Annotated in this window: 23 protein-coding genes and 2 tRNA genes; 17 read left to right on the top strand and 8 right to left on the bottom strand. The window is 58.7% G+C overall.

Annotation, left to right across the window (positions count from 1 at the left end):
• Window positions 1-3: 3 nt before the first annotated feature.
• Window positions 4-906 carry a TIGR01777 family oxidoreductase gene (locus tag KGB21_RS16880; RefSeq protein WP_034149575.1) on the bottom strand — a complete coding sequence of 301 codons (903 nt, stop codon included), beginning with the start codon at window positions 904-906 and terminating at the stop codon, window positions 4-6.
• Between the two features lie 198 nt (window positions 907-1104).
• Here KGB21_RS16880 and KGB21_RS16875 point away from each other — a divergent pair, with 198 nt between their 5' ends.
• From KGB21_RS16875 to KGB21_RS16845, 7 genes are all read left to right on the top strand, one after another.
• Window positions 1105-2091: an NAD(P)/FAD-dependent oxidoreductase gene (locus KGB21_RS16875; protein WP_034149576.1), complete on the top strand. Its 987-nt coding sequence runs from the start codon at window positions 1105-1107 to the stop codon at window positions 2089-2091.
• The gene (locus tag KGB21_RS16870) at window positions 2088-2303 is read left to right on the top strand and encodes a TIGR02450 family Trp-rich protein (RefSeq protein ID WP_034149577.1); all 216 of its coding nucleotides are present in this window, start codon (window positions 2088-2090) and stop codon (window positions 2301-2303) included. Before KGB21_RS16875 ends, KGB21_RS16870 begins: the two co-directional genes overlap by 4 nt.
• Window positions 2304-2492: 189 nt before the next feature.
• Complete coding sequence (locus KGB21_RS16865; protein ID WP_034149578.1) at window positions 2493-3452, top strand: YbgA family protein; 960 nt, start codon at window positions 2493-2495, stop codon at window positions 3450-3452.
• The gene (locus tag KGB21_RS16860) at window positions 3452-4393 is read left to right on the top strand and encodes a MerR family transcriptional regulator (protein WP_034149579.1); all 942 of its coding nucleotides are present in this window, start codon (window positions 3452-3454) and stop codon (window positions 4391-4393) included. The genes KGB21_RS16865 and KGB21_RS16860 overlap by 1 nt, the downstream gene beginning before the upstream one ends.
• Before the next feature lie 13 nt (window positions 4394-4406).
• Window positions 4407-5852: a deoxyribodipyrimidine photo-lyase gene (gene phrB, locus KGB21_RS16855; protein ID WP_034149580.1), complete on the top strand. Its 1446-nt coding sequence runs from the start codon at window positions 4407-4409 to the stop codon at window positions 5850-5852.
• 102 nt (window positions 5853-5954) lie between these two features.
• Window positions 5955-6740, top strand: coding sequence for an SDR family NAD(P)-dependent oxidoreductase (locus KGB21_RS16850; RefSeq protein ID WP_223505895.1), 786 nt, complete (start codon window positions 5955-5957; stop codon window positions 6738-6740).
• Window positions 6741-6852: 112 nt separating this feature from the next.
• Window positions 6853-7158: a YkgJ family cysteine cluster protein gene (locus KGB21_RS16845; RefSeq protein ID WP_034149582.1), complete on the top strand. Its 306-nt coding sequence runs from the start codon at window positions 6853-6855 to the stop codon at window positions 7156-7158.
• Between the two features lie 137 nt (window positions 7159-7295).
• Here KGB21_RS16845 and KGB21_RS16840 read toward each other — a convergent pair whose 3' ends face one another.
• The 6 genes from KGB21_RS16840 to hemA all read right to left on the bottom strand — a co-directional run bounded on the left by KGB21_RS16840 (window position 7296) and on the right by hemA (window position 12665).
• On the bottom strand, window positions 7296-7814 hold the full coding sequence (locus KGB21_RS16840; RefSeq protein ID WP_223505893.1) for an acyloxyacyl hydrolase: 519 nt from the start codon (window positions 7812-7814) through the stop codon (window positions 7296-7298).
• Window positions 7815-7932: 118 nt separating this feature from the next.
• Window positions 7933-8724 (bottom strand): glutamate racemase, encoded by a 792-nt coding sequence (gene murI, locus KGB21_RS16835; RefSeq protein WP_223505891.1) that lies wholly within the window; start codon window positions 8722-8724, stop codon window positions 7933-7935.
• Window positions 8717-9472: a molybdopterin-synthase adenylyltransferase MoeB gene (locus tag KGB21_RS16830; RefSeq protein ID WP_223505889.1), complete on the bottom strand. Its 756-nt coding sequence runs from the start codon at window positions 9470-9472 to the stop codon at window positions 8717-8719. Before KGB21_RS16830 ends, murI begins: the two co-directional genes overlap by 8 nt.
• Complete coding sequence (prmC, locus tag KGB21_RS16825; RefSeq protein ID WP_223505887.1) at window positions 9466-10296, bottom strand: peptide chain release factor N(5)-glutamine methyltransferase; 831 nt, start codon at window positions 10294-10296, stop codon at window positions 9466-9468. The genes KGB21_RS16830 and prmC overlap by 7 nt, the downstream gene beginning before the upstream one ends.
• Complete coding sequence (gene prfA, locus KGB21_RS16820; protein ID WP_034149587.1) at window positions 10297-11379, bottom strand: peptide chain release factor 1; 1083 nt, start codon at window positions 11377-11379, stop codon at window positions 10297-10299.
• Window positions 11376-12665, bottom strand: a complete 1290-nt coding sequence (gene hemA, locus KGB21_RS16815) for a glutamyl-tRNA reductase (protein ID WP_034149588.1) — start codon at window positions 12663-12665, stop codon at window positions 11376-11378. Before hemA ends, prfA begins: the two co-directional genes overlap by 4 nt.
• A gap of 345 nt (window positions 12666-13010) precedes the next feature.
• On the opposite strand from hemA, the gene KGB21_RS16810 reads away from it, so the two are divergent.
• From KGB21_RS16810 to ychF, 8 genes are all read left to right on the top strand, one after another.
• Window positions 13011-14735 (top strand): tetratricopeptide repeat protein, encoded by a 1725-nt coding sequence (locus KGB21_RS16810; protein WP_223505885.1) that lies wholly within the window; start codon window positions 13011-13013, stop codon window positions 14733-14735.
• Between the two features lie 4 nt (window positions 14736-14739).
• Complete coding sequence (lolB, locus tag KGB21_RS16805; protein WP_223505883.1) at window positions 14740-15357, top strand: lipoprotein insertase outer membrane protein LolB; 618 nt, start codon at window positions 14740-14742, stop codon at window positions 15355-15357.
• A gap of 1 nt (window position 15358) precedes the next feature.
• Window positions 15359-16210, top strand: coding sequence for a 4-(cytidine 5'-diphospho)-2-C-methyl-D-erythritol kinase (gene ispE, locus KGB21_RS16800; protein WP_034149592.1), 852 nt, complete (start codon window positions 15359-15361; stop codon window positions 16208-16210).
• Between the two features lie 36 nt (window positions 16211-16246).
• A tRNA-Gln gene (locus tag KGB21_RS16795) sits at window positions 16247-16321 on the top strand.
• Between the two features lie 45 nt (window positions 16322-16366).
• Window positions 16367-17308 carry a ribose-phosphate pyrophosphokinase gene (locus KGB21_RS16790; protein ID WP_003171603.1) on the top strand — a complete coding sequence of 314 codons (942 nt, stop codon included), beginning with the start codon at window positions 16367-16369 and terminating at the stop codon, window positions 17306-17308.
• Window positions 17309-17450: 142 nt separating this feature from the next.
• Window positions 17451-18050: a 50S ribosomal protein L25/general stress protein Ctc gene (locus KGB21_RS16785; RefSeq protein WP_034149593.1), complete on the top strand. Its 600-nt coding sequence runs from the start codon at window positions 17451-17453 to the stop codon at window positions 18048-18050.
• A gap of 170 nt (window positions 18051-18220) precedes the next feature.
• Complete coding sequence (gene pth / locus KGB21_RS16780) at window positions 18221-18805, top strand: aminoacyl-tRNA hydrolase (protein WP_008037207.1); 585 nt, start codon at window positions 18221-18223, stop codon at window positions 18803-18805.
• A gap of 22 nt (window positions 18806-18827) precedes the next feature.
• On the top strand, window positions 18828-19928 hold the full coding sequence (ychF, locus tag KGB21_RS16775; protein ID WP_015096822.1) for a redox-regulated ATPase YchF: 1101 nt from the start codon (window positions 18828-18830) through the stop codon (window positions 19926-19928).
• A 153-nt stretch (window positions 19929-20081) separates the two neighbouring features.
• Here ychF and KGB21_RS16770 read toward each other — a convergent pair whose 3' ends face one another.
• Complete coding sequence (locus KGB21_RS16770) at window positions 20082-21299, bottom strand: MFS transporter (RefSeq protein WP_034149594.1); 1218 nt, start codon at window positions 21297-21299, stop codon at window positions 20082-20084.
• Between KGB21_RS16770 and KGB21_RS16765 the strand changes: the two genes are divergently transcribed.
• Window positions 21198-23690: a methyl-accepting chemotaxis protein gene (locus tag KGB21_RS16765; protein ID WP_411741400.1), complete on the top strand. Its 2493-nt coding sequence runs from the start codon at window positions 21198-21200 to the stop codon at window positions 23688-23690. The two genes, KGB21_RS16770 and KGB21_RS16765, sit on opposite strands and share 102 nt — an antisense overlap.
• 116 nt (window positions 23691-23806) lie before the next feature.
• Window positions 23807-23883, top strand: a tRNA-Met gene (locus tag KGB21_RS16760).
• Window positions 23884-23920: the final 37 nt, after the last annotated feature.

The following is a 23920-nucleotide window of genomic DNA, read 5'->3' as shown; positions in this document are numbered from 1 at the left end:
ATTTCAGAGGCGGCTGGACAGGTCGTCCAGGGCCGCGCGCAAATCAGTGAACTGGAAAGTGAAACCCGCTTCCAGCAGCCGCGCCGGAACAGCCTTCTGGCCCCCCAGCAACAACAGTGACAACTCACCCAGAGCCACTTTCAAGGCCAGGGCCGGCATCGGCATGAACGCCGGGCGGTGCAGTACGCTGCCCAGGGTTTTGGCAAACTCGCTGTTGCGTACCGGCTTCGGTGCGCACGCATTATATGGACCGCTGGCGTCATTGCGATGCAGAAGAAAATCAATCAGGGCGATTTGGTCGTTGATATGGATCCACGGCATCCACTGCCGACCATTGCCAATCGGCCCGCCCAGCCCCCACTTGAACGGCAACAGCAGCCGCGACAAAAAGCCGCCCTCGGCTGACAACACCAAGCCGGTGCGAATCAGAATGACACGAATGCCCGAGGCCTCGGCACGCTGCGCGGTTTCTTCCCAGGCGATGCACAACTGGCTGGCAAAATCATCGATGACGGGCGGCGATTGCTCGGTCAATTCCCGTTCGCCACCGTCGCCGTACCAGCCAACGGCGGAACCTGAAATCAGCACCTGAGGTTTTTGCTCGCGGCTTTCCAGCCACGCCAGGAGGTTTTCAGTCAGCGTGATCCGGCTGCTCCAGAGCAGTGCTTTGCGCTTGGAAGTCCAGGGTCGATCGGCGATCGGTGCACCGGCCAGATTGACGACTGCATCAACCGCCTCCTGCCCTACATCTTCCAGCCGGGCGATTCCTCGCACCTGTGGGTCACAGATTTTCGCGACTTTTTCTGGCGTCCGACTCAGGACCGTCAGGCGATGCCCCTGGCCCAACCAGTGTCGACAGAGCTGACGTCCTATCAAACCAGTACCGCCGGTCAGCAATATGTGCATGACTTCTTCCTCGCGTGGCGTTTTACCCTGATCACTAGTCTATTTTTATAAGCAAGGGATCTTTTGGTATCGGGCAGGCTCTGTGTTTAACAATAGGCCAAGCTGCCAGAACAAGAACGCTAAAAGTTATACCAAAAAACAATATTGTACAGGTTTCAACCCCGGCGTAGTCTGTACAGAAAGGTAAACGAGGCCCTTATGACTGTACCTATCGCAATCATCGGCACCGGCATAGCCGGGCTCTCAGCCGCGCAAGCCCTGACAGATGCAGGGCATGTCGTGCAACTTTTCGATAAAAGCCGCGGCAGTGGCGGACGCATGTCGAGCAAGCGCAGCGATGCGGGTGCCCTGGACATGGGTGCGCAATATTTCACCGCTCGCGATCGACGCTTTGTGACCGAAGTGCAGCGCTGGCAAGCCAATGGCTGGGTCGCCGAATGGACGCCGCAGCTTTACACCTTCCATGGCGGCCAGCTCAATCTGTCGCCGGACGAACAGACGCGCTGGGTCGGCACGCCCCGCATGAGCGCGATCACCCGCGCGTTGATCGGCGACCTCGAAGTACATTTCGCCTGCCGGATCACCGAGGTCTATCGCGGCGAAGAACATTGGCATTTACAGGACGCCGAAGGCTTCACCCACGGGCCGTTCAGTCATGTCGTGATCGCGACGCCCGCCCCACAAGCGACTGCCTTGCTGGCCTCTGCGCCGAAACTCGCCGGTGCCGCCGCCGGGGTGAAAATGGACCCGACCTGGGCCGTCGCACTGGCGTTCGAAACGCCGCTGGATACCCCCATGGAAGGTTGCTTCGTGCAAGACAGCCCCCTCGACTGGCTGGCTCGCAACCGCAGCAAACCCGGGCGCGACAACACCCTCGACACTTGGGTGCTGCACGCCACCAGCGCCTGGAGCCGTCAACACATCGACCTGCCGAAAGAAGCGGTGATCGAGCAACTGCACGGCGCATTCGCCGAACTGCTGCACAGCGCCATGCCAGCCCCATCCTTCAGTCTCGCCCACCGCTGGCTCTACGCCCGCCCCGCCACCAGCCACGAATGGGGCACCCTGGCCGATGCCGATCTGGGACTGTATGCCTGCGGCGACTGGTGCCTGTCCGGGCGTGTCGAAGGGGCTTGGCTGAGCGGTCAGGAAGCCGCCCGCCGCCTGCATGAGCACCTGCAGTGAACCGCATCAACCCGAGCAAATTGCTGCTGTCGAAATGGACAGCAGCCCACCCGCAAAACCGCGAAAAACACTTTTTGGTGACCGAGTTGTTCCGCGATGAGGAAGGAACAGTCGTGGACATCGAATTGCAGGCGGTGCTGACCAAACGCAGTGAGCGATTGGCATGGCAAGACCTCTCCAATCACGAGCACTGGAAGTTCGGCTGGGTGTAGGAGCTGCCGCAGGCTGAGATCTTTTGATCTCGTTTTTAAAGTAACCTCAAAAGATCGCAGCCTGCGGCAGCTCCTAAAGGTACGCCGAAACCTATACAAATAATTTGACACGTACACCTTTGAATCTATGATGAACCTATGTTGTACAGACTTATCAATCTGTACAGGTTTAGATTCCGAGGTTCCTCAATGTCTCTACCACCCGCCAAACCGAAAATCGCCATCAGCGCCTGCCTGATGGGCGCCGAGGTTCGTTACAACGGCGGGCACAAGGCATCGCGACTGTGCAGCCAGATTCTCACCGACTACTTCGATTTCGTTCCGGTCTGTCCGGAGGTCGCCATCGGCTTGGGCATTCCGCGCGAGCCGATTCGACTGGTGGGTGATCCGCATCAACCCGAAGCTGTCGGGACGGTGGACCGCGAGCTAAATGTCACCCGTCCACTGGCCGATTACGCTCGGACAATGGCGGCGGAACTGGGCGATATCTGCGGTTACATCTTCATGCAGAAATCCCCGTCCTGCGGGTTGGAACGAGTCAAGGTCTATCACGCCAACGGCGCACCGGTGGACGGTGGTGGCCGAGGCATTTATGCCCAGGCGTTCTGCGCCTTGCAGCCTGATTTGCCAGTGGAAGAAGACGGCCGACTCAACGACCCGGTGCTGCGGGAGAACTTCCTCACCCGCGTATTGGCCTACAGTGCCTGGCAGCAATTGTTGCAAGAAGGCCTGAGTCGCCGCGGCCTCACTGACTTTCACTCGCGCTACAAATACTTGCTGATGGCCCACAACCCGCTGCAATACAAAACCCTGGGTAATTTATTGGGCAACATGGGCAGCAGCGACCCGAAAGAACTCGGCCCACGCTACTTCAGCGAATTGATGGCCGCCCTGAAAAAGTGCGCCACCCGCCGCACCCATACCAACGTCTTGCAACACATCAGCGGCTACCTGAAACAGGCGATCAGCGCCGAAGACAAGCAGGAAATGCAGCACGTGATCGGCCAGTACCGCCACGGCATCGTGCCGCTAGTGGTGCCGCTGACGCTGCTCAAGCATCACTTTCGCCAGCACCCGGACCCGTACATTGCGCAACAGGTTTACCTGCAACCGCATCCGGAAAATCTCAGCCTGCGTAACGCCATCTGATGAAAGCCACACTCGACGCCAGCGCCAGTGAAGACCTCGGCAGCGACTTCAAGAAAGCGCTCGACGAAGGCTGGTTGCCGATCCGTGAAGTGGCGCGGCAGACGGGCGTCAACGCCGTCACCTTGCGCGCCTGGGAGCGGCGTTATGGCTTGATCGTGCCGCAACGCACGCCCAAGGGGCATCGACTGTTCTCGGTCGAACATGTGCAACGCATCATGACCATCCTTACCTGGCTCAACCGTGGCGTCGCTGTCAGCCAGGTCAAGCAACTGCTCGACACCCCGCAAGCCTTTGACCAATCCGGGGAAAACGACTGGCAATTGCTGCGCCGGACGTTGCTGCAAGCGGTCACCCAACTGAATGAACGCACCCTGGATGACACCGTCAACCAGGCCATGGCGCTGTATCCGCCGCGGACCTTGTGCGAACAATTGCTGATGCCGATGCTGACGGATCTGGAGCAACGCTGGCAGGGCCAGTTCGGCGCGCAGATGGAGCGAGTGTTTTTTTACTCCTGGCTACGCAGCAAATTTGGCGCGCGCATCTACCATAACAATCGTCAGTTACACACCGCGCCACTATTGCTGATCAATCAATCGGACCTGCCACTGGAACCCAATCTGTGGCTGACCGCGTGGCTGATCAGCAGCGCCGATTGCCCAGTGCAGGTGTTCGACTGGCCACTGCCCGCTGGCGAACTGGCGATGGCGGTCGATCATCTGCAAGCCCGCGGCGTACTGCTGTATTCCAGCAAAGCCATCAACCTTACGCAGCTGACGAAACTTTTGAATGGCGTCAGTTGCCCAAAAATGATCGCCGGCCCAACGGTGCGCATCCACCACACCGAGTTGTCCGTCAAAACATTCGTAATTGCTGATTTGTATCTCGCTGAAGATCCCTTGTCGGCCCACCAGGTCCTGATTCAGCGAGAGTTAATTTAACGTGGAAACCACCATGCAACTGATCTGGCTGCGCAGCGACTTGCGCCTGAATGACAACACCGCCCTCTCGCACGCTACAGCGCGCGGGCCGAGCGTCGCGGTGTATCTGGTGAGCCCGGAGCAATGGCTGGAACACGACGATGCGCCGTGCAAAGTGGATTTCTGGTTACGCAACTTGAAAGAGTTGAGCCAGGCGCTGGCTGAACTGAACATTCCCCTGCTGATTCGCACGGCCCCGCGCTGGGATGATGCGCCGAAGGTGCTGCTCGATCTGTGCCGGCATTTGAAGATTGGCGCTGTGCATTTCAACGAAGAATATGGCGTCCATGAAGCCCGCCGTGACGCGGCAGTAACCGAGGTTCTGCACGCCCAGGGCATTGAGGTTCAGAGCTACCTTGATCAACTGTTTTTCAAGCCTGGCAGTGTGCTGACCAAAACCGGCACTTATTTCCAGGTTTTCAGCCAGTTCCGCAAGGTCTGCTACGAACGCCTGCACCGGTCGTTGCCGCGCCTGGTCAGCACGCCAACGGTTCAAGCACCCTTGAACATCACCAGCGACGCCATCCCGCTACACATTCAGGGTTTCGATACACCGACCGAAAGCCTGCGCGCGCTGTGGCCGGCCGGCGAGGTCGAAGCCCGGCGCCGCCTCGACATCTTTACCGACGCGCAAATCGACTATTACCAAAGCGAACGAGACTTCCCGGCGAAACCCGGAACCAGCCAACTTTCGCCTTACCTCGCCGCCGGGGTGATTTCCCCCCGACAATGCCTGCATGCCGCTCTGCAAGGCAATCAGGGCGAATTCGACAGCGGAAATGTCGGAACCGTGACCTGGATCAATGAATTGTTATGGCGCGAGTTTTATAAACACATTTTGGTGGGTTACCCACGGGTTTCCCGGCACCGTGCTTTCCGCCCGGAGACAGAAGCCCTCGCCTGGCGCGACGCTCCTGAAGAACTCGCAGCCTGGCAGCAGGCACGCACCGGCCTGCCGATCATCGATGCGGCCATGCGCCAATTGCTGGAAACCGGCTGGATGCACAACCGTTTGCGCATGGTGGTGGCGATGTTCCTGACCAAGAACCTGTTGATCGACTGGCGTGAAGGCGAACGCTTTTTCATGCGGCACCTGATCGATGGCGACCTCGCGGCGAACAACGGTGGCTGGCAATGGAGTTCATCCACCGGCACCGACTCGGCACCGTACTTCAGGATTTTCAATCCGTTGAGTCAGTCGGAAAAATTCGACGCCGAAGGCGTGTTCATCAAACACTGGTTGCCAGAACTCAACGAGTTGAATAAAAAAGAAGTGCATAACCCGGCGAACATGGGCGGGTTGTTCGGCGTTACCGATTATCCTTCACCCATCGTTAATCTAAGTGCGTCTCGCGAACGCGCACTGGCTGCCTTCAAGAATCTGCCGTCACGGCAAAATGCCGGAGGTGACTTTGAATAGCCTACGGCTTGAGTTCAGCCCGGATCACTTCAATATCGGGGCAATTTATCAACATCTACAGGAGTTGGGCCGGACGATTGCCTGGCTAAAAAGGAGAATGGAATGAGCCTAACACCGCCACGACGTTATTGGCTGACCGGTGCAAATAACGGCATTGGCGCTGCGCTGGCCGAAGAAATACTGAAGACCGGCGCTCATGTTGCCGTGAGCTCACGATCGGTGGCGCCGCTGAAAACATTGGCCCAACGCTTTCCTGGACAAGTGCTGGTCGTGGCAGGCGACTTGACCAACAGCCAGACCGTGCGTGAAATAGGTGAGCAGATTGCCGAGTGCTGGGGTTCGCTGGACACGGTCATCATCAATGCCGGCACCAGCGACTATGTGGATGCCAAGCAATTCGATGCCTCTTCTATTGTCGAGCACGTGGTGCGTACCAACTTGCTTGCCAGCAGCTACTGCATAGAAGCCTCCCTGCCGTTGCTGCGACATGGCGTTGCACCGCATCTGGTCGGCATGGCCAGCTCGGTCACTTATCTGCCGCTCCCTCGTGCAGAATCCCCGGGCGCCGCGAAGGCCGGGATGCGTTATCTGTTCGAGTCCCGGCGTATTGATCTGGCACCGGAAGGCATCGAAGTCACGGTGGTCAGCCCCGGTTTTGTCGATAAACCACTGACGACGGAAAATGATGCGCCCATGACCCTTAACTGGGCGGCGGATGAGGCTGCAAGGCTGATCTACGCAAGACTCAAGGATCGACCGCTGGAAATCGCGTTTCCGGCGCTGTCCACCGCGACCCTGTGGCCACTTTCGCAAACGCCCGATCAGGCTAAGCAGGCAACCGGCACGCCCGAGGTGCGCAAAAATCCGCCAATCACGGATCAACCATAAAACCATATAGGCACGACAATCGGGTCGATGCCCTTGCTAACCCACTGAGTAGCAATCAAGCGTCCGTCAGACCTTTCACACAGCAACAACCGACTGCCTTACACTGCGCGCCATGAAAACCATCCCCCATACGCAAATCGCCACACCGGCGGTCACGTGCTCGACCTGTGCAGCCTGCTGCTGTCAGCTTGAAGTCATGTTGATCACCGACACAGGCGTGCCCGAACGGTTTATCGATACCGACGATTGGGGCGGGGAAGTCATGTTGCGCCTGGATGACGGCTGGTGCGCCGCGCTGGATCGCAACACGATGATGTGCACCATCTACGAAAAACGCCCATTGATCTGTCGGGAATTCGAGATGGGTGCGCCGGAATGCATCGAAGAACGCCAAGGGATTTCGACGGCGTATCGCTGAAACAGAAATACATACCCTCTAGGAGCAAGCTTGCTCGCGATGGCGACCTGTCAGTCAACTCAATGTTGAATCCGGAATCGCTATCGCGAGCAAGCTCGCTCCTACAGGTATATGGCAAATCGTTGAAGCAGTAATCCTTACAACGGCATCGTGTAATGCAACGCGTAACTTTCTACGCCTTGGTTGGGACTGGCGATCCCGGCGTTAGAATAGTGGGTGGCGCGAATGCCGACTTCATGCCCGCCAGCAAAGCGCAGGCCGACACCTAGGCGGTCCTCGAACTGAAACGCGCTGCCCAGGTCGTTGTTTTCCACTTCGGTAGTGGCGAACACTGCCACGCCGACCCCGAGTTCCACATAGGGTTTAACGCTCTCACCGGCAAACTCGTAAACAAGCACTGGCGAGAACGACAGGCTGTGGTTGCTGGATTTCTCGTCGCCATCCCAATAGGTGTAGGCGCCGCTCCAGTAACCGGTCAGGCGACCGACGTCGCTCTGCCACCAACTCTGGTCCCAATCGAATTGCATACCCAATCGGTAAGTCATGGTCGACTCACCGGTCTGGCCGACCGCGAACTCCACGCCTGCCGCTTGTGCGGTGTAACTATGCCCCATCAACGCAGCCGCAATCGCGGCCAAACAGAATAGTCGCTTCATTAGAAACTTCCCTTTCCGAACGATTTCGTTTGGTTTTTTTATTGCTCGACACACACCGCTATAGAAGTCGACGACTTATCAGAAGTTCACTCCAATTACTCGCTTGCCCCAAGACTTTCTATCCTTCAAAGCTTCGCACATCGCCAGCGGTATTCCACAATATCGGCAATATATTTCTGAAGTGATCCGGATCGGCACTGGTCCAGAATTGCGCCGCTCGCGCCGGCCCTTCCGCGAACAAGTTGCGCTCGGCCAAAAGACGCTGAAGTTGGCGTGCGACCGCCGCGCCGGTGTCGATCAGGCTGATGTCATCAGGGATCATCTGCTTGAGCAGCGGCCTGAGGAAAGGGTAATGGGTGCAGCCGAGAATAATGGTGTCCGCACCCTCGCCGAGCAGCGGTGCGACGTAACCGGCCAGCAACTGACGTAACGCAGGGCTGTGCAGATCGCCGTTTTCAATATGCTCCACCAACCCGGGGCAAGGTTGAGTGATCACCCGCACGTCGGTAGCGAAGCGGTCGAGCAATGCGGCGAACTTGGCACTCTGCAACGTGCCGGTCGTGGCCAGCACGCCGACCACCCCGCTACGGGTCGCGGCGGCTGCGGGCTTGACGGCCGGCTCCATGCCGACGATGGGCCATTCGGGATAGTCGCGTCGCAAGTCCGCTACACCGGCCACGGTTGCGGTGTTGCAAGCCAACACCAGCGCCTTGGCGCCCTGCCGTTGAAAAAAGTCGGCCATCACACTGCAACGCTGGCGGATAAATTCCGGGGTTTTCTCGCCGTAGGGGATGTTCCCGCAATCAGCGACGTACAACAGGGATTCGTTGGGCAGCAAACGCTGGATCTCGGCCAGCACCGACAGCCCACCGACACCGGAGTCGAACACGCCAATCGGCGCTTCACGCATGCTTGGGCCCACAAACGCTGCAACCCGGATCGCGCTTGACTCGAAGTTCACGGAAGCGCGTGCCCAAGGCATCAATCAACAACAGGCGGCCCACCAGCGGCTCGCCGAAACCCGCCAGCAACTTCAGTGCTTCGAGCGCTTGCAGGCTGCCGACCAATCCCACCAGCGGCCCCACTACACCCGCTTCGCTGCAAGTCAGTTCGGCCTCGCTGCCGTGCCCGTATAAACAGTGGTAGCACGGACTCTCCGGGCGACGCGGGTCGAACACCGACAACTGCCCTTCCAGACGAATCGCCGCGCCACTTACCAGCGGTTTAACGGCAGCCACGCAAGCGGCGTTGACCGCTTCGCGGGTGGAAAAGTTGTCGGAGCAGTCGAGCACCAGATCCACCCCGGCCACCGCAGCGGCCAAGGAGTCTTCATCCAGCGCAGTGCGATGGGCGATCAGTTGAATTTCGGGGTTGATGGCCGTCAGGCGCTTGATCGCCGAATCCACCTTGCTCATGCCGACGCTGTCGGTGTCGTGAATGATCTGGCGTTGCAGGTTGGTCAGGTCGACGGTGTCGAAGTCCGCCAGATGCATTTCACCCACACCCGCTGCCGCCAGGTAAAGCGCCACCGGCGCACCGAGACCGCCGAGGCCGACGATCAGCACGCGGCTTTCCTTCAACCGCAACTGACCGTCGATATCGATGTGCTGCAACAGAATCTGCCGGCTGTAGCGCAGCAATTCCTGATCATTCAGCATGGCAGGCGTCCCAGACTGATGCGTTGATGACCGCCCAGATCGGTGCGACTGTGGACTTCTTCAAAACCACTGGTAAGCAGCAGATCGCGCACTGCCTCGGCCTGATCGTAACCGTGTTCGAGCATCAGCCAGCCACCGGCCTCAAGATGATCCGGCGCCTGGGCGACGATCAAGCGTAGATCGTCGAGTCCGTCGACACCGGCCACCAACGCACTGGCGGGCTCGAAGCGCACATCGCCTTCCACCAGATGCGGATCGGCTGCTGCAATGTACGGCGGATTGCTGATGATCAGTTGAAAACGCTGGCCCTGCAGGGCACTGAACCAATGACTGCTCAGCACCGTGGCGTTGTTCAGGTGTAAGCGTTGGCGGTTGCGTTCGGCCAAAGCCACGGCTTCCAGCACGCGATCCACGGCGGTGACTTTCCACGCCGGACGCTCGCTGGCCAGGGCCAGGGCGATCGCGCCGCTGCCGGTGCCAAGGTCGAGAACGTTGGCCGGCGTGGCGGGCAACAACTCAAGCGCCGCCTCCACCAAAAGCTCGGTGTCCGGACGCGGGATCAAAGTGTGCGGTGCGACTTCCAGATCAAGCTTCCAGAAACCTTGCTGACCCAGAATGTAGGCCACCGGCTCACCGCCGCGACGGCGCTGCAAATACTCGGCGAAAGTCAGCGCCGCTTCGCTCGGAACGATGCGTTCCGGCCAGGTGTGCAGAAAACTGCGGGACTTGCCCAACGCCGCCGCCAGCAACAACTCGGCGTCCAGACGCGCCGTGGGCGAATCAGGCAAATCGGCGGCGCGCAACAAACTGGCAATGATCGTCATTTACTCACCTATCGCCGCCAGTTGATCGGCCTGGTACTCGGCCAACAACGGCTCGATCACCGCATCGACGCCACCGGCGAGGATTTCGTCGAGGGAATACAGCGTCAGGTTGACCCGGTGATCGGTGACCCGGCCCTGGGCAAAGTTGTACGTGCGAATGCGTTCGGAGCGATCACCCGAACCCACCAGCAACTTACGCTCGCTGGCGATGGCGTTCGCAGCGGCGCTGGTTTGCTGGTCGTTGAGCTTGGCCGACAGCCAGGACATCGCCCGCGCACGATTTTTGTGCTGCGAACGTTCTTCCTGGCACTCAACCACGATGCCGGACGGCAAGTGCGTAATGCGGATCGCCGAGTCGGTTTTGTTGACGTGCTGACCGCCGGCGCCGGAGGAGCGATAGGTATCGACCCGCAAATCCGCCGGGTTGATCTCGATCGCTTCCTGCTCGTCCGGCTCGGGCAACACCGCCACAGTGCAGGCCGAGGTATGGATGCGACCTTGGGATTCGGTGGCCGGCACTCGCTGAACGCGGTGAGCACCGGATTCGAATTTCAGCTTGCCGTAGACGTTGTCGCCTTCAACCCGCGCGATGACTTCTTTATAGCCGCCGTGTTCGCCCTCGTTTTCCGAGAGGATCTCCACCCGCCAGCCACGGCGCTCGGCATAACGCGAATACATGCGGAACAGGTCACCGGAAAAAATCGCCGCTTCGTCACCACCGGTGCCGGCACGGATTTCGAGGAACACGTTGCGCCCGTCGTTCGGGTCCTTGGGCAGCAGCATGCGTTGCAGATTGGCTTCCAGTTCGACCAGGCGTTCCTTGGCTTCGCGGACTTCTTCCACGGCCATTTCACGCATGTCCGGGTCGCTGTCCTTGAGCAGTGCCTGGGCACCTTCAAGATCGCCCTGCACTTTCAGCAGCTGTTTATAGGTTTCGACAATCGGCTCGACTTCCGCGTATTCCTTGGAATAAGCACGGAATTTGTTCTGATCGGAAATGACCTCGCCATCGCCAAGCAAGGCGGTCAATTCCTCGAAACGGTCCTGGAGGATGTCCAGCTTATTGAGCAGTGACGCTTTCATTGCGGTTTCTTATCCGAAAAGCTTTCCGATGAGCCCTCACCGAGGGCAAAGAGTTCCTGAGCCATCGCCAGCGCATCGAGGCGACCTTCGGCAGAGAGCTTTTTCAACTGCACGCTCGGTGCGTGCAACAGTTTGTTGGTCAGTCCACGCGCCAGTTGCACCAGCACGTCTTCGGCACTGGCACCGTTGGCCAGCAGGCGTTGGGCCTTTTGCAATTCTTCGTCGCGCAGGCGTTCACTTTGTTGACGATAGGCCTTGAGCACATCCACCGCCGCCAATTCGCGCAGACGCACCATGAAATCTTCAGCACCGACCGAGACCATCTCTTCGGCCGCTTGCGCGGCACCCTGACGGCTCTTCAGGTTTTCGGCGACCACTTCGTGGAGATCGTCGACGCTGTACAGGTAAACGTCGTCCAACTCGCCGACTTCGGGCTCGATATCCCGTGGAACAGCGATATCCACCATAAAAATCGGCTTGTGCTTGCGCAACTTCAAAGCGCTTTCTACCGCACCTTTGCCGAGAATCGGCAACTGGCTGGCGGTGGAGCTGATGACGATGTCACTGCGCACCAGTTCCGCCGGAATGTCCGATAGCAGCACCGCGTGGGCGCCGAACTGTTCGGCCAGGGTGCTCGCCCGTTCCAGCGTGCGATTGGCCACGACGATGCGCTTCACACCAAGGTCATGCAGATGGCGGGCGACCAGGGTGATGGTCTCGCCGGCGCCGATCAACAGGGCCTGGCTGCGTTGCAAATCGCTGAAAATCTGTTTCGCCAGGCTGACCGCGGCAAACGCCACGGACACCGGGTTTTCCCCGATGGCAGTATCAGTGCGCACTTGCTTGGCGGCATTGAACGTCGCCTGGAACAAGCGCCCGAGCAGCGGGCCGATGGTGCCGGCCTCACGCGCCACGGCGTAGGCGGATTTCATCTGGCCGAGGATCTGCGGCTCACCCAACACCAGCGAATCGAGCCCGGAGGCCACCCGCATCATGTGACGAACTGCCGCATCATCTTCGTGCACATAACTGCTCGCGCGCAGTTCTTCGAGGCTCAAATGATGATATTCGGCCAGCCAGCGCAACACGATATCCGCCGACAGGTGATCCTGTTCTATATAGAGCTCACTGCGATTGCAGGTGGAGAGGATCGCAGCTTCGCGGCTGTCGGTGAGTCGGCAGAGCTGCTGCAAGGCCTCCACCAGCTGCTCAGGGGTAAAGGCCACGCGCTCGCGGACGTCTACTGAAGCAGTCTTGTGGTTAATACCGAGTGCAAGGAAGGCCATTCAAAGTCGCTGATGGTGACGTGAAGCCGACAATTGTCCTACTTCGTCAGATTCAGAACAACTACTCGATCTCTATCACCCTGGTAGATGACGTCCGAGCTTGCGAGCGGTTCTCGTTTACACAACTTTTGATCCACACACCGCCCTTTGTAGGAGCCGGCTTGCTGGCAATGGTCGTAAACGATGACGCATTTATTCTGGAAAAGACGCGACGCCTGCAAGTCCATCGCCAGCAAGCCGGCTCCTGCAAGAGAGCGTGCTCCGCTGAAATCAGTTCGGCGGTTATGTTTGCCACAAAGCTTGTGTCATGATGATCCGACCGCAGGTTAGTCGTCCTTTTCCTATATGAATAGATCCTCCGCGTTGCTCCTCGCCTTTGCCTTGCTCAGCGGCTGCCAAGCCTTGGCGCCCGTGTCGACGGATGACCCGTCGCCGGCCGAAGCCAGCACTTCGGCACCTGAAAAGCCCAAGGTTTACAGCTCGTTCAGCGAAGATACGGTCTTCAGCCTGCTGAGCGCCGAGCTGGCTGGTCAGCGCAATCGTTTCGACATTGCCCTGGACAACTATGTCACCCAGGCCATCAATACCCAGGATCCGGGCATCTCCGAGCGCGCATTCCGCATTGCCGAGTACCTGGGCGCCGATCAGGCTGCCCTCGATACCGCGCTGATCTGGGCGAAAAACGCCCCGGACGACCTCGAAGCGCAGCGGGCAGCCGCCGTGCAACTGGCACGCGCCGGGCGCTATGACGACTCCATGGTTTATATGGAGAAAGTCCTGCTGGGCAAGGGCGACACCCATTTCGACTTTCTCGCCCTGTCCGCGGCCGATACCGACCAGGACACGCGTGATGGTCTGATGAAAAGTTTCGACCGCCTGCTGCAACGCCACCCGAACAATAGTCAGCTGATTTTCGGCAAGGCTTTGTTGATGCAACAGGATGGCGACGCAAAAGGCGCGCTGACCTTGCTGGAAGATAATCCGCCAGACGACGGCGAAATTGCTCCGATCCTGCTGCGCGCACGCTTGCTGCAAAGTCTCGATCGCGGCGACGAAGCCTTGCCCCTTCTGCAAAAAAGCATCAAGAAGTACCCGGACGACAAGCGTCTGCGCCTGACTTACGCGCGCATGCTGGTCGAACAGGATCGCATGGACGACGCCAAAGCCGAATTCTCCAGCCTGGTCCAGCAATACCCGGACGACGACGAACTGCGCTACTCCCTGGCACTGGTATGCCTGGAAGCCAAGGCTTGGGATGAAGCCAAAGGCTATCTGGAAGACCTGATTGCCCGGGACAGCCACGTCGATTCAGCACACCTGAACCTTGGCCGCATTGCTGAAGAACGCAATGACCCACAAGGTGCGCTCATCGAATACGGCCAAGTCGGCCCTGGCAACGATTACCTGCCGGCGCAGCTGCGTCAGGCCGACATCTTGATGAGTAACGGCAAGACCGCCGAAGCCCAGCGCAAGTTGGCGGCGGAACGTGACCAGCAACCGGATTACGCGATTCAGCTGTACCTGATCGAAGCCGAAACCCTGTCCGCCAATAAACAGGGCGACAAGGGATGGCAAGTCCTGGACCAAGCCCTGCAAAAATACCCGGACGACCTGAATCTGCTCTACACCCGGGCCATGCAGGCGGAAAAACGCAATGACCTGGCGCAAATGGAGAAAGACCTGCGCCTGATCATCAAACGCGACCCGGACAATGCCATGGCGTTGAACGCCCTCGGCTACACCCTCTCCGACCGCACCACGCGTTACGCTGAAGCCAAGGCCCTGATCGAACAGGCACACAAGATCAATCCGGAAGACCCTGCTGTCCTCGACAGCCTCGGCTGGGTGAATTACCGCCTGGGCAATCTCGATGAGGCCGAACGTTACCTGCGCCTGGCGCTGGAGCGTTTCCCCGATCAGGAAGTCGCCGCACACCTGGGCGAAGTCCTTTGGGCCAACGGCAAGCAACGCGAAGCCAAACAAATCTGGGGCAAGTTCCTCAAGGAACAACCTGACAGCCCAACCCTGCGCAGCACCATCAAGCGCCTGACCGGATCAGAGACTCTTTAAGATTATGTTTTTGCGCCACATCATCGTTTTCAGTTTCATCGCCCTGCTTGCTGGTTGCGCAGGCTTCGGTGCCCGCGAATCGGTCGAAGGGCACGGCAACCCCGCCCAATGGCGCGAGCACAAACAACAGCTGACCAGCCTCGACGGCTGGCAGATCGACGGCAAGATCGGCATTCGTGCGCCAAAGGATTCCGGCAGTGGCACGCTGTTCTGGCTGCAGCGCCAGGATTATTACGACATCCGCCTGTCCGGCCCGTTGGGTCGCGGCGCGGCGCGCCTGACCGGACGTCCGGGCAAGGTTTCTCTGGAGGTCGCCAACCAAGGGCGCTATGAGGCTCAATCCCCCGATGCTCTGCTTGAAGAGCAACTGGGCTGGAAACTGCCTGTCGCCAATCTGGCCTGGTGGGTCCGCGGGCTGCCGGCTCCGGACAGTAAAAGCCGTCTGACACTCGACGCCGACAGCCGCCTGGCCAATCTCGAACAGGACGGTTGGCAAGTCGAATACACCGGCTACACCGAGCAAAACGGCTACTGGCTGCCCGAGCGGATCAAACTGCACGGCACCGACCTTGATGTCACGCTGGTGATCAAGGCCTGGCAACCACGCAAATTGGGGCAATAAAATGCCAGCCAGTCGCCTGACCCTGCCCTCCCCAGCCAAGCTTAATTTGATGCTGCACATTCTGGGTCGTCGTGAAGACGGTTACCACGAGTTGCAAACGCTGTTTCAATTTCTCGACTACGGGGATGAGATCACTTTCGCCGTGCGCGACGATGGCGTCATTCATCTGCATACCGAATTCGACGGCGTCCCGCACGACAGTAACCTGATCGTCAAAGCCGCAAAAAAACTCCAGGAGCAATCGGGCTGCTCGCTCGGGATTGATATCTGGATCGACAAGATTCTGCCCATGGGCGGTGGAATCGGTGGCGGCAGTTCGAACGCCGCGACGACCCTGCTGGGCCTGAACCACCTTTGGCAATTGGGTTGGGACGAGGATCGACTGGCCGCACTAGGGCTGACGCTTGGCGCCGATGTCCCGGTTTTCGTACGTGGCCATGCGGCTTTCGCCGAGGGTGTGGGGGAGAAACTGACCCCTGAATACCCGGAAGAACCGTGGTATCTGGTGCTCGTACCGCAAGTCTCTGTAAGTACGGCAGAAATTTTTTCAGATCCGTTGTTGACACGTAACACGCCGCCCATTAAAGTGCGCCCCGTTCCCAAGGGAAACAGTCGAAACGACTGCTTGCCGGTAGTAGCAAGGCGTTATCCAGAGGTACGTAACGCATTGAATTTGTTAGGTAAATTTACCGAAGCAAAACTCACCGGAACTGGAAGTTGTGTGTTTGGGGGCTTCCCAAGCAAAGCTGAAGCTGATAAAGTCTCGGCCCTTCTTACAGAGACCCTTACAGGTTTTGTAGCAAAAGGAAGCAACATCTCGATGTTGCATCGCAAGCTCCAGAGTCTGCTCTAAAGGAATCGATTACTGGGTAATCGTTGCAACAGATACAGGGGCGTCGCCAAGCGGTAAGGCAGCAGGTTTTGATCCTGCCATGCGTTGGTTCGAATCCAGCCGCCCCTGCCATTTTCTTTACTCATCCAGGTTACCCTCAGCCTCTAGGTACTGCGCGTGTCCAAGATGATGGTCTTTACGGGGAACGCTAACCCCGATCTGGCTCGGCGTGTCGTACGTCAGCTGCATATCCCTCTCGGTGACATTTCTGTCGGTAAATTTTCCGACGGCGAAATTACAGCCGAGATCAATGAAAACGTCCGCGGTAAAGATGTCTTCATTATTCAGCCGACTTGCGCTCCGACCAACGATAACCTGATGGAACTGGTAGTGATGGCTGATGCCTTCCGCCGCTCCTCGGCTACTCGTATCACTGCTGTTATTCCTTACTTTGGTTATGCCCGTCAGGATCGCCGTCCGCGTTCCGCACGTGTGGCTATCAGCGCGAAAGTCGTTGCTGACATGCTTACCGTAGTCGGCATCGACCGTGTTCTCACGGTTGATCTGCATGCTGACCAAATCCAGGGTTTCTTCGATATTCCGGTAGATAACATCTACGGCTCCCCGGTTCTGGTGGATGACATTGAAGATCAGCGCTTCGAAAACCTGATGATCGTGTCCCCGGACATTGGTGGCGTCGTGCGTGCACGTGCTGTTGCCAAGTCGCTGGGCGTGGACCTCGGGATCATCGACAAACGCCGTGAGAAAGCCAATCACTCTGAAGTGATGCATATCATCGGTGATGTCGAAGGGCGTACCTGTATTCTGGTCGATGACATGGTCGATACCGCCGGCACCCTGTGCCACGCGGCCAAGGCCTTGAAAGAGCATGGCGCTGCCAAGGTTTTCGCCTACTGCACGCACCCTGTGCTGTCGGGTCGGGCGATCGAAAACATTGAAAATTCCGTGCTGGACGAGTTGGTGGTGACTAACACCATCCCGCTGTCCGCTGCAGCACAAGCCTGTGCGCGTATCCGTCAACTGGATATCGCACCGGTAGTTGCCGAGGCGGTCCGCCGCATCAGCAATGAAGAATCGATCAGCGCGATGTTCCGCTAAGGGCCCTGCCCTTCTCGAAATGTCTCGTTGACGAAAAGCGCCCCGCCCCGGCATTCCTGTCGGGGCGGGGCTTTTTTGCCCATATCGCCTTTAGCGCTGGTCGCAAACGCTGGGGCGAGTGTGGTTATTTTGGAGATACAACATGAACGATTTTACTCTGAATGCTGAAGTGCGTTCCGACCTGGGGAAAGGTGCGAGCCGCCGCCTGCGTCGTCTCGCAAGCCTGGTTCCAGCTGTAGTTTACGGTGGCGAAAAAGCCCCTGAATCCATCAGCATGCTGGCCAAAGAAGTTGCCAAACTGCTCGAAAACGAAGCGGCTTACAGCCACATCATCGAGCTGAACGTTGGCGGCACCAAGCAAAACGTAATCATCAAGGCTCTGCAGCGTCACCCGGCCAAAGGCCACGTGATGCACGCTGACTTCGTACGCGTTGTAGCTGGCCAGAAACTGACCGCTATCGTGCCTGTACACTTCGTTGGCGAAGAAGCTCCGATCAAGAAAGGCGGCGAAGTTTCGCACGTTGTTGCCGAGATCGAAGTGACCTGCCTGCCAAAAGACCTGCCTGAATTCATCGAAGTCGACCTGGCTAACGCCGAAATCGGCTCGATCATTCACCTGTCTGACCTCAAAGCCCCTAAAGGCGTTGAGTTCGTTGCTCTGGCACACGGTGATGACAAGGCTGTTGCCAACGTTCACGCTCCACGTGTTGCTCCAGAAGCTACCGAAGGCGCTGCAGAGTAATTCACTCTGTGAAGCCGGAGTGATCAAGTAACATCGCGGACTGGAACGTAGCGAGAAAGCGGGCGAGAACGCGGAGTTTACATCATGGTAAATGAGCATTTTTCGTCCACTTTCGCCGCTCTCCCTGATTGCGGCGATGTTATCCAACACTCCAAGGAAGGGCCCCTATCGTGACTGCCATCAAACTGATCGTTGGCCTGGGAAATCCAGGTGCTGAATACGAACAGACCCGGCATAACGCAGGGGCCCTTTTTGTTGAGCGCATCGCGAACGCACAAGGCGTCAATCTTGTGGCCGATCGCAAATATTTCGGCCTGACCGGGCGCTATTCGCACCAGGGTCAGGATGTTCGTCTGCTGATTCCCACCACGTACATGAACCGCAGCGGCCAGGCTGTAGCGGCTCTCGCTGGTTTCTTCCGCATCAAGCCTGAAGAAATCCTCGTGGCGCACGACGAACTCGATCTGCCTCCGGGCGTTGCCAAGCTCAAACAGGGCGGCGGCCATGGCGGTCACAACGGGTTGCGCGACATCATTGCGCAACTGGGCAATCAGAATACTTTCTACCGTCTGCGGCTTGGCATCGGCCACCCGGGCGTCGCCAGTATGGTTTCAAATTTCGTCCTGGGTCGTGCGCCACGCGCCGAACAGGAAAAACTCGATGCCAGCATCGACTTTGCCCTCGGCGTGCTGCCGGATATCCTCGCCGGTGAATGGAACCGCGCGATGAAAAACCTGCACAGCCAGAAGGCCTGACTCTTATCCGAGGGGAAACACCATGGGATTCAATTGCGGCATCGTCGGCCTGCCTAACGTCGGCAAGTCCACCCTGTTCAACGCCCTGACCAAATCCGGGATCGCGGCCGAGAACTTCCCCTTCTGCACCATCGAACCCAACAGCGGTATCGTGCCGATGCCGGATCCGCGCCTGGAAGCCCTGGCCGCCATCGTCAATCCGAAGCGCATCCTGCCGACCACCATGGAATTCGTCGACATCGCGGGCCTGGTTGCCGGCGCGTCGAAAGGTGAAGGCCTGGGCAACAAGTTCCTGGCCAACATCCGTGAAACCGATGCCATCGCCCACGTGGTCCGCTGCTTCGAAGACGAGAACGTGATTCACGTCTCCAACAGCGTCGACCCGAAACGCGACATCGAAATCATCGACCTGGAACTGATCTTCGCCGACCTCGACAGCTGCGAGAAGCAACTGCAGAAAGTCGCGCGTAACGCCAAGGGTGGTGACAAGGACGCCGTGGTTCAGAAAGGCCTGCTGGAGCAATTGATCGCTCACTTCACCCTCGGCAAGCCTGCGCGCAGCCTGATGAAAACCATGAGCACCGACGAAAAAGCGGTGATCAAGGGCTTCCACCTGCTGACCACCAAACCGGTCATGTACATCGCCAACGTTGCTGAAGACGGTTTCGAAAACAACCCGCACCTGGACGTGGTCAAGGCCATCGCCGAAGAAGAAGGCGCCATGGTTGTTCCGGTCTGCAACAAGATCGAAGCGGAAATTGCCGAGCTTGATGACGGCGAAGAGAAAGACATGTTTCTCGAAGCCCTGGGCCTCGAAGAGCCAGGCCTGAACCGCGTGATCCGCGCTGGCTACGAAATGCTGCACCTGCAGACCTACTTCACCGCCGGTGTCGAAGAAGTCCGCGCCTGGACCGTCCGCGTCGGCGCCACCGCGCCACAAGCCGCTGGCGTTATCCACACCGACTTCGAAAAAGGCTTCATCCGCGCCGAAGTGATCGCCTACAACGACTTCATCCAGTACAAGGGCGAAGCCGGTACCAAGGAAGCCGGTAAATGGCGCCTGGAAGGCAAGGACTACATCGTCAAAGACGGCGACGTGATGCACTTCCGCTTCAACGTGTAAGCGACACGCCCAACAAAAAGCCGCGTTTGATACGCGGCTTTTTTGTGCGCGAAATTCCTGTAGGACCCGGCTTGCTGGCGAAAAACGATAACGCGGTGTATCAGACAGACCGCAGCGCCTTTATCGCCAGCAAGCCGGCTCCTACAAGGTGGGTCAGGCCTTTTTGGTCCGTGGCAGGAAGATCGCCAACACACCCAACAACGGCAGGAACGAACACAGGAAATACACGTACTCAATCCCGTGAATATCCGCCAGGTGCCCCAGCAACGCCGCGCCAATCCCGCCGAACCCGAACATCAAGCCGAAGAACACCCCGGCGATCATCCCCACATTGCCCGGCACCAACTCCTGCGCGTAGACCACGATGGCCGAGAATGCCGAGGCCAGGATGAAGCCGATGACAATGCTGAGAACAGTCGTCCAGAACAGGTCGACATGGGGCATCAGCAATGTGAACGGCGCAACGCCCAAGATCGAGAACCAGATCACCGCCTTACGGCCGATCTTGTCGCCAATCGGCCCACCGAAGAAGGTCCCCGCCGCTACCGCACCGAGAAACAGGAACAGGTGCAGCTGCGAACTGGCCACCGACAGGTCGAATTTCTCGATCAGGTAAAAGGTGAAGTAACTGGTGAGGCTGGACATGTAGAAATACTTGGAAAACACCAGCAAACCGAGCACCACCAGTGCGCTGGTCACTCGCCCCTTCGACAACCCATGAGTCGCCGCCTGACCTTGCTTGAGCTTGAACAGGTTCAGGTGATTGGCGTACCAGCGGCTGATCCGGTAGAGCACAAACAGCGCAAACACCGCGAACAAGCCGAACCACGCAACATGACCCTGACCGAAAGGAATGATGATCGCTGCAGCCAGCAACGGACCGAACGCCGACCCCGCATTGCCACCGACCTGAAAGGTCGATTGCGCCAGCCCGAAGCGTCCACCCGAAGCCAGTCGCGCCACACGAGAAGCTTCCGGGTGAAAGGTCGAGGAGCCAATTCCGATCAAGCCCGCCGCCAGCAGGATCAGAGGAAAAGTGCCGACCACCGACATCATCAAAATCCCGATCAAGGTGCAGACCGTTCCGGCCGGTAGTAGCCATGGCTTGGGATGACGGTCAGTGTGATAACCAACCCATGGCTGCAACAGCGAAGCCGTCAACTGAAAGGTCAAGGTGATAAGGCCGACCTGGGTGAAGGTCAGGCCGTAGTTGGCCTTGAGCATCGGGTAGATCGACGGCAGCACCGACTGAATCAGGTCGTTGATCAGATGCGCCAGCGCCACCGCGCCGATAATGCGCATGACCAGTGGACTGCTTTGCGAAGCTGCGGGCGCCGCCGTGGTGGCGGGCTGGGCGTTGGTGATAGCCATGAGAATTTCCAGACAACAGGTAGGTGCACGCGGGCAGGTGCGTCAATGTGCCATTTTTCGGTGCAACAGCGCCATCCCCTTAGCCTGCTAACGACTTCGAAATTCATCGCTTTCTCGGTGATAGCGCAAAGCCATGGTCTGAATCTTGCCTTGCTTATCCGCTTCAACGCGGCCCCCTTACAAAGGGGACCGAGAATGGGAAGTTTCACCACAGAGCCGGCCTACAGAGCGGGCAAAGGTGAACTTTCGAGGCCTTTTAGAAGGGCACAGGTCGGGGTCGCAATGGCCTTGATGCACGCCAATGGTGCGTGGTGTCCAAAGGAGTCATGGGGCATGCAGGCTTTTTTATCACCGGGGATCGCGCTGCTGGGGCGTTTTGGTTTCGCACGCAAGTTCCAGTTGTTGTTTCTGCTGTTTATCCTGCCACTGGCCGGCAGCCTGTGGATGATCGGTCAGGACTACCGCGACAAACTCAACCTTATTTCCGGCGAGCGTGCCGGGGTACGTCAACTGCTCGCCCTCGATGCGCTCGACAACCTGCTCGCTGCCCAGCGTGACCGTGCAGCGCGTTGGCGCGCAACCGAAACCAATCGCCAGCCGACGCCAGCCACACTCACCGCCATGTCCGCGTTTGATGCGGTTCAGCCTGCGATCGCCCAAGCCACCTCGGACCTCGGCAACGCGCTGAAAACCGAAGGCGCCGGGGGCGAAACCCTGGCTCGTTATCAAACGCTGCAAAGCGCTCTCAATGGCCTGGACTCGAAAAGCCTGAGCAGCGTCGGTTGGTGGCCGGACGGTTACGATCGCTTCACCAATGCCTTGAGCGCCCTGCAAGCCTTGCGCGAGCAGATCGCCATGGACAATCGCCTGACGTTGGCACCGTGGCTGGAAACCTACTTGCTGACGCAGATTTCCACGCAGCACGCACCAGACCTGATAGAGCGGGTCGGTCGTCTGGCCAGCGTCGGGCAGGCGTCGGTGGTGTCCGGGCAATTCACCCTGCAAAGTCGCCTGCAATTGCGCGACTTACGCAGCCGTATCGGCGATGCCCGTGAACAGCTGGTCAAAACCGCAGGCCTGCTCGAAGCGCGATTGCCCAGCGCCTTGCAAACCTGGGCCGGGCAATACCACGACAGCCTCACGCACCTCGATGCCGGCCTGAAAGTCCTGGATGACGGTGTATTCGGCGGCAGCATCAATCTCAAGCCAGAGGACTTCGAGCGCAGCCTGGACGCCCTGCTCGCTGACCTCGCCTCGCTGCGCCAGCAATCATTGGTGTCACTGGATCTACGTCTGGATTACTACCACGATTCGGCGATTCGCCAGTTCATCGTCGTGGCGGCCATTTTTAGCGGCCTGTTGCTGGCCGCGCTGTACCTGTTCATCTGTTTGCAGGCCTCCATCCGCCGCAGCGCCAGCGGCATCACTCTGCTGGCCGAAGCGTTGCGCGACGGCAATCTGAGCCTGCAAGTGCCGGTTCAGGGCCGGGACGAACTGGCGGCCATCAGCACTGCTCTCAACGTCGCCGTGGTGCAGTTGCGCACCAGTTTGCTGGGGGTCGATCACGAGACCCTACAACTGAGCGATGCGGTGCAAACCCTCAATCATCATTCCAGCGGTGCCTTGGGCGAAGTCGAAGCCCAGCAACTGCAGATCAGCCAGATCGCTGCTGCAGCGACGCAATTGGCCGCGACCTCCCAAGGGGTGGCCAAGAGCTGCGAACAGGCTTCAGGCAGCGCTCAGCACACCCAGCGCATCGCCGCCGACAGCAGCCGCGACAGTCAGCGCACGACGGCGAGCATTCAGCAGCTCAATCAGCGCTTGAATGACACGGCAGCGGCGCTCGGGCGGGTCAGTGAACAAGGGCAACAGATTCAACTGGTGGTCGATACCATTCGCGGAGTCGCCGAGCAGACCAACCTGTTGGCACTCAATGCCGCCATCGAGGCCGCTCGCGCTGGGGAGCAGGGTCGCGGATTTGCCGTGGTGGCCGATGAAGTGCGCAGCCTGTCGCAACGCACCCAGTCCTCGACCGCACAAATCGCCGGCACGGTGGATAGCCTGCGCAGCACCGTGAACGAAGCTGTCAGCCTGATGGAAGCGGCTTGCGGCCAGGCACAATCAGACGCACATGCCGTCACTGGCCTGGGCGAACGATTAGGGGAGATTGCCAGTGCGGTACAAGGCGTCACCGACACCCTGGCGCAGATCGCCACGGCGGTGGACGAGCAAGCGAGCACCGCCGACGAAGTCAGCGGCAACATCCAGCAAGTCGATCAGGCGGCTGTCCGCTTGCTCGAAGGCGCGCGGGCAGTGAACCTGGCGGCAGACACCTTGAGCCAGGGAAGCAAGGCCTTGAGTGCCAATACCGGCCGCTTTCAGCTCAATTGACGCCCTCCTCCGACCCGTTTTTTCGGGTTCGGAGGATAAGCGGTTGAAAGTGTAGAGAAATATTTTAGATTTACGCTTGACGCATCTGCATTACCGGTGAATAATGCGCGCCACTTGGCTACATAGCTCAGTTGGTTAGAGCATAGCATTCATAATGCTGGGGTCCGGGGTTCAAGTCCCTGTGTAGCCACCAAGTACTAAAAACGGCTTACCGAAAGGTAGGCCGTTTT

The sequence above is a fragment of the Pseudomonas sp. GL-RE-29 genome (assembly GCF_019947275.1).
Classification (GTDB): Bacteria; Pseudomonadota; Gammaproteobacteria; order Pseudomonadales; family Pseudomonadaceae; genus Aquipseudomonas; species Aquipseudomonas fluorescens_A.
This window is presented reverse-complemented; position numbering and strand designations above follow the sequence as displayed.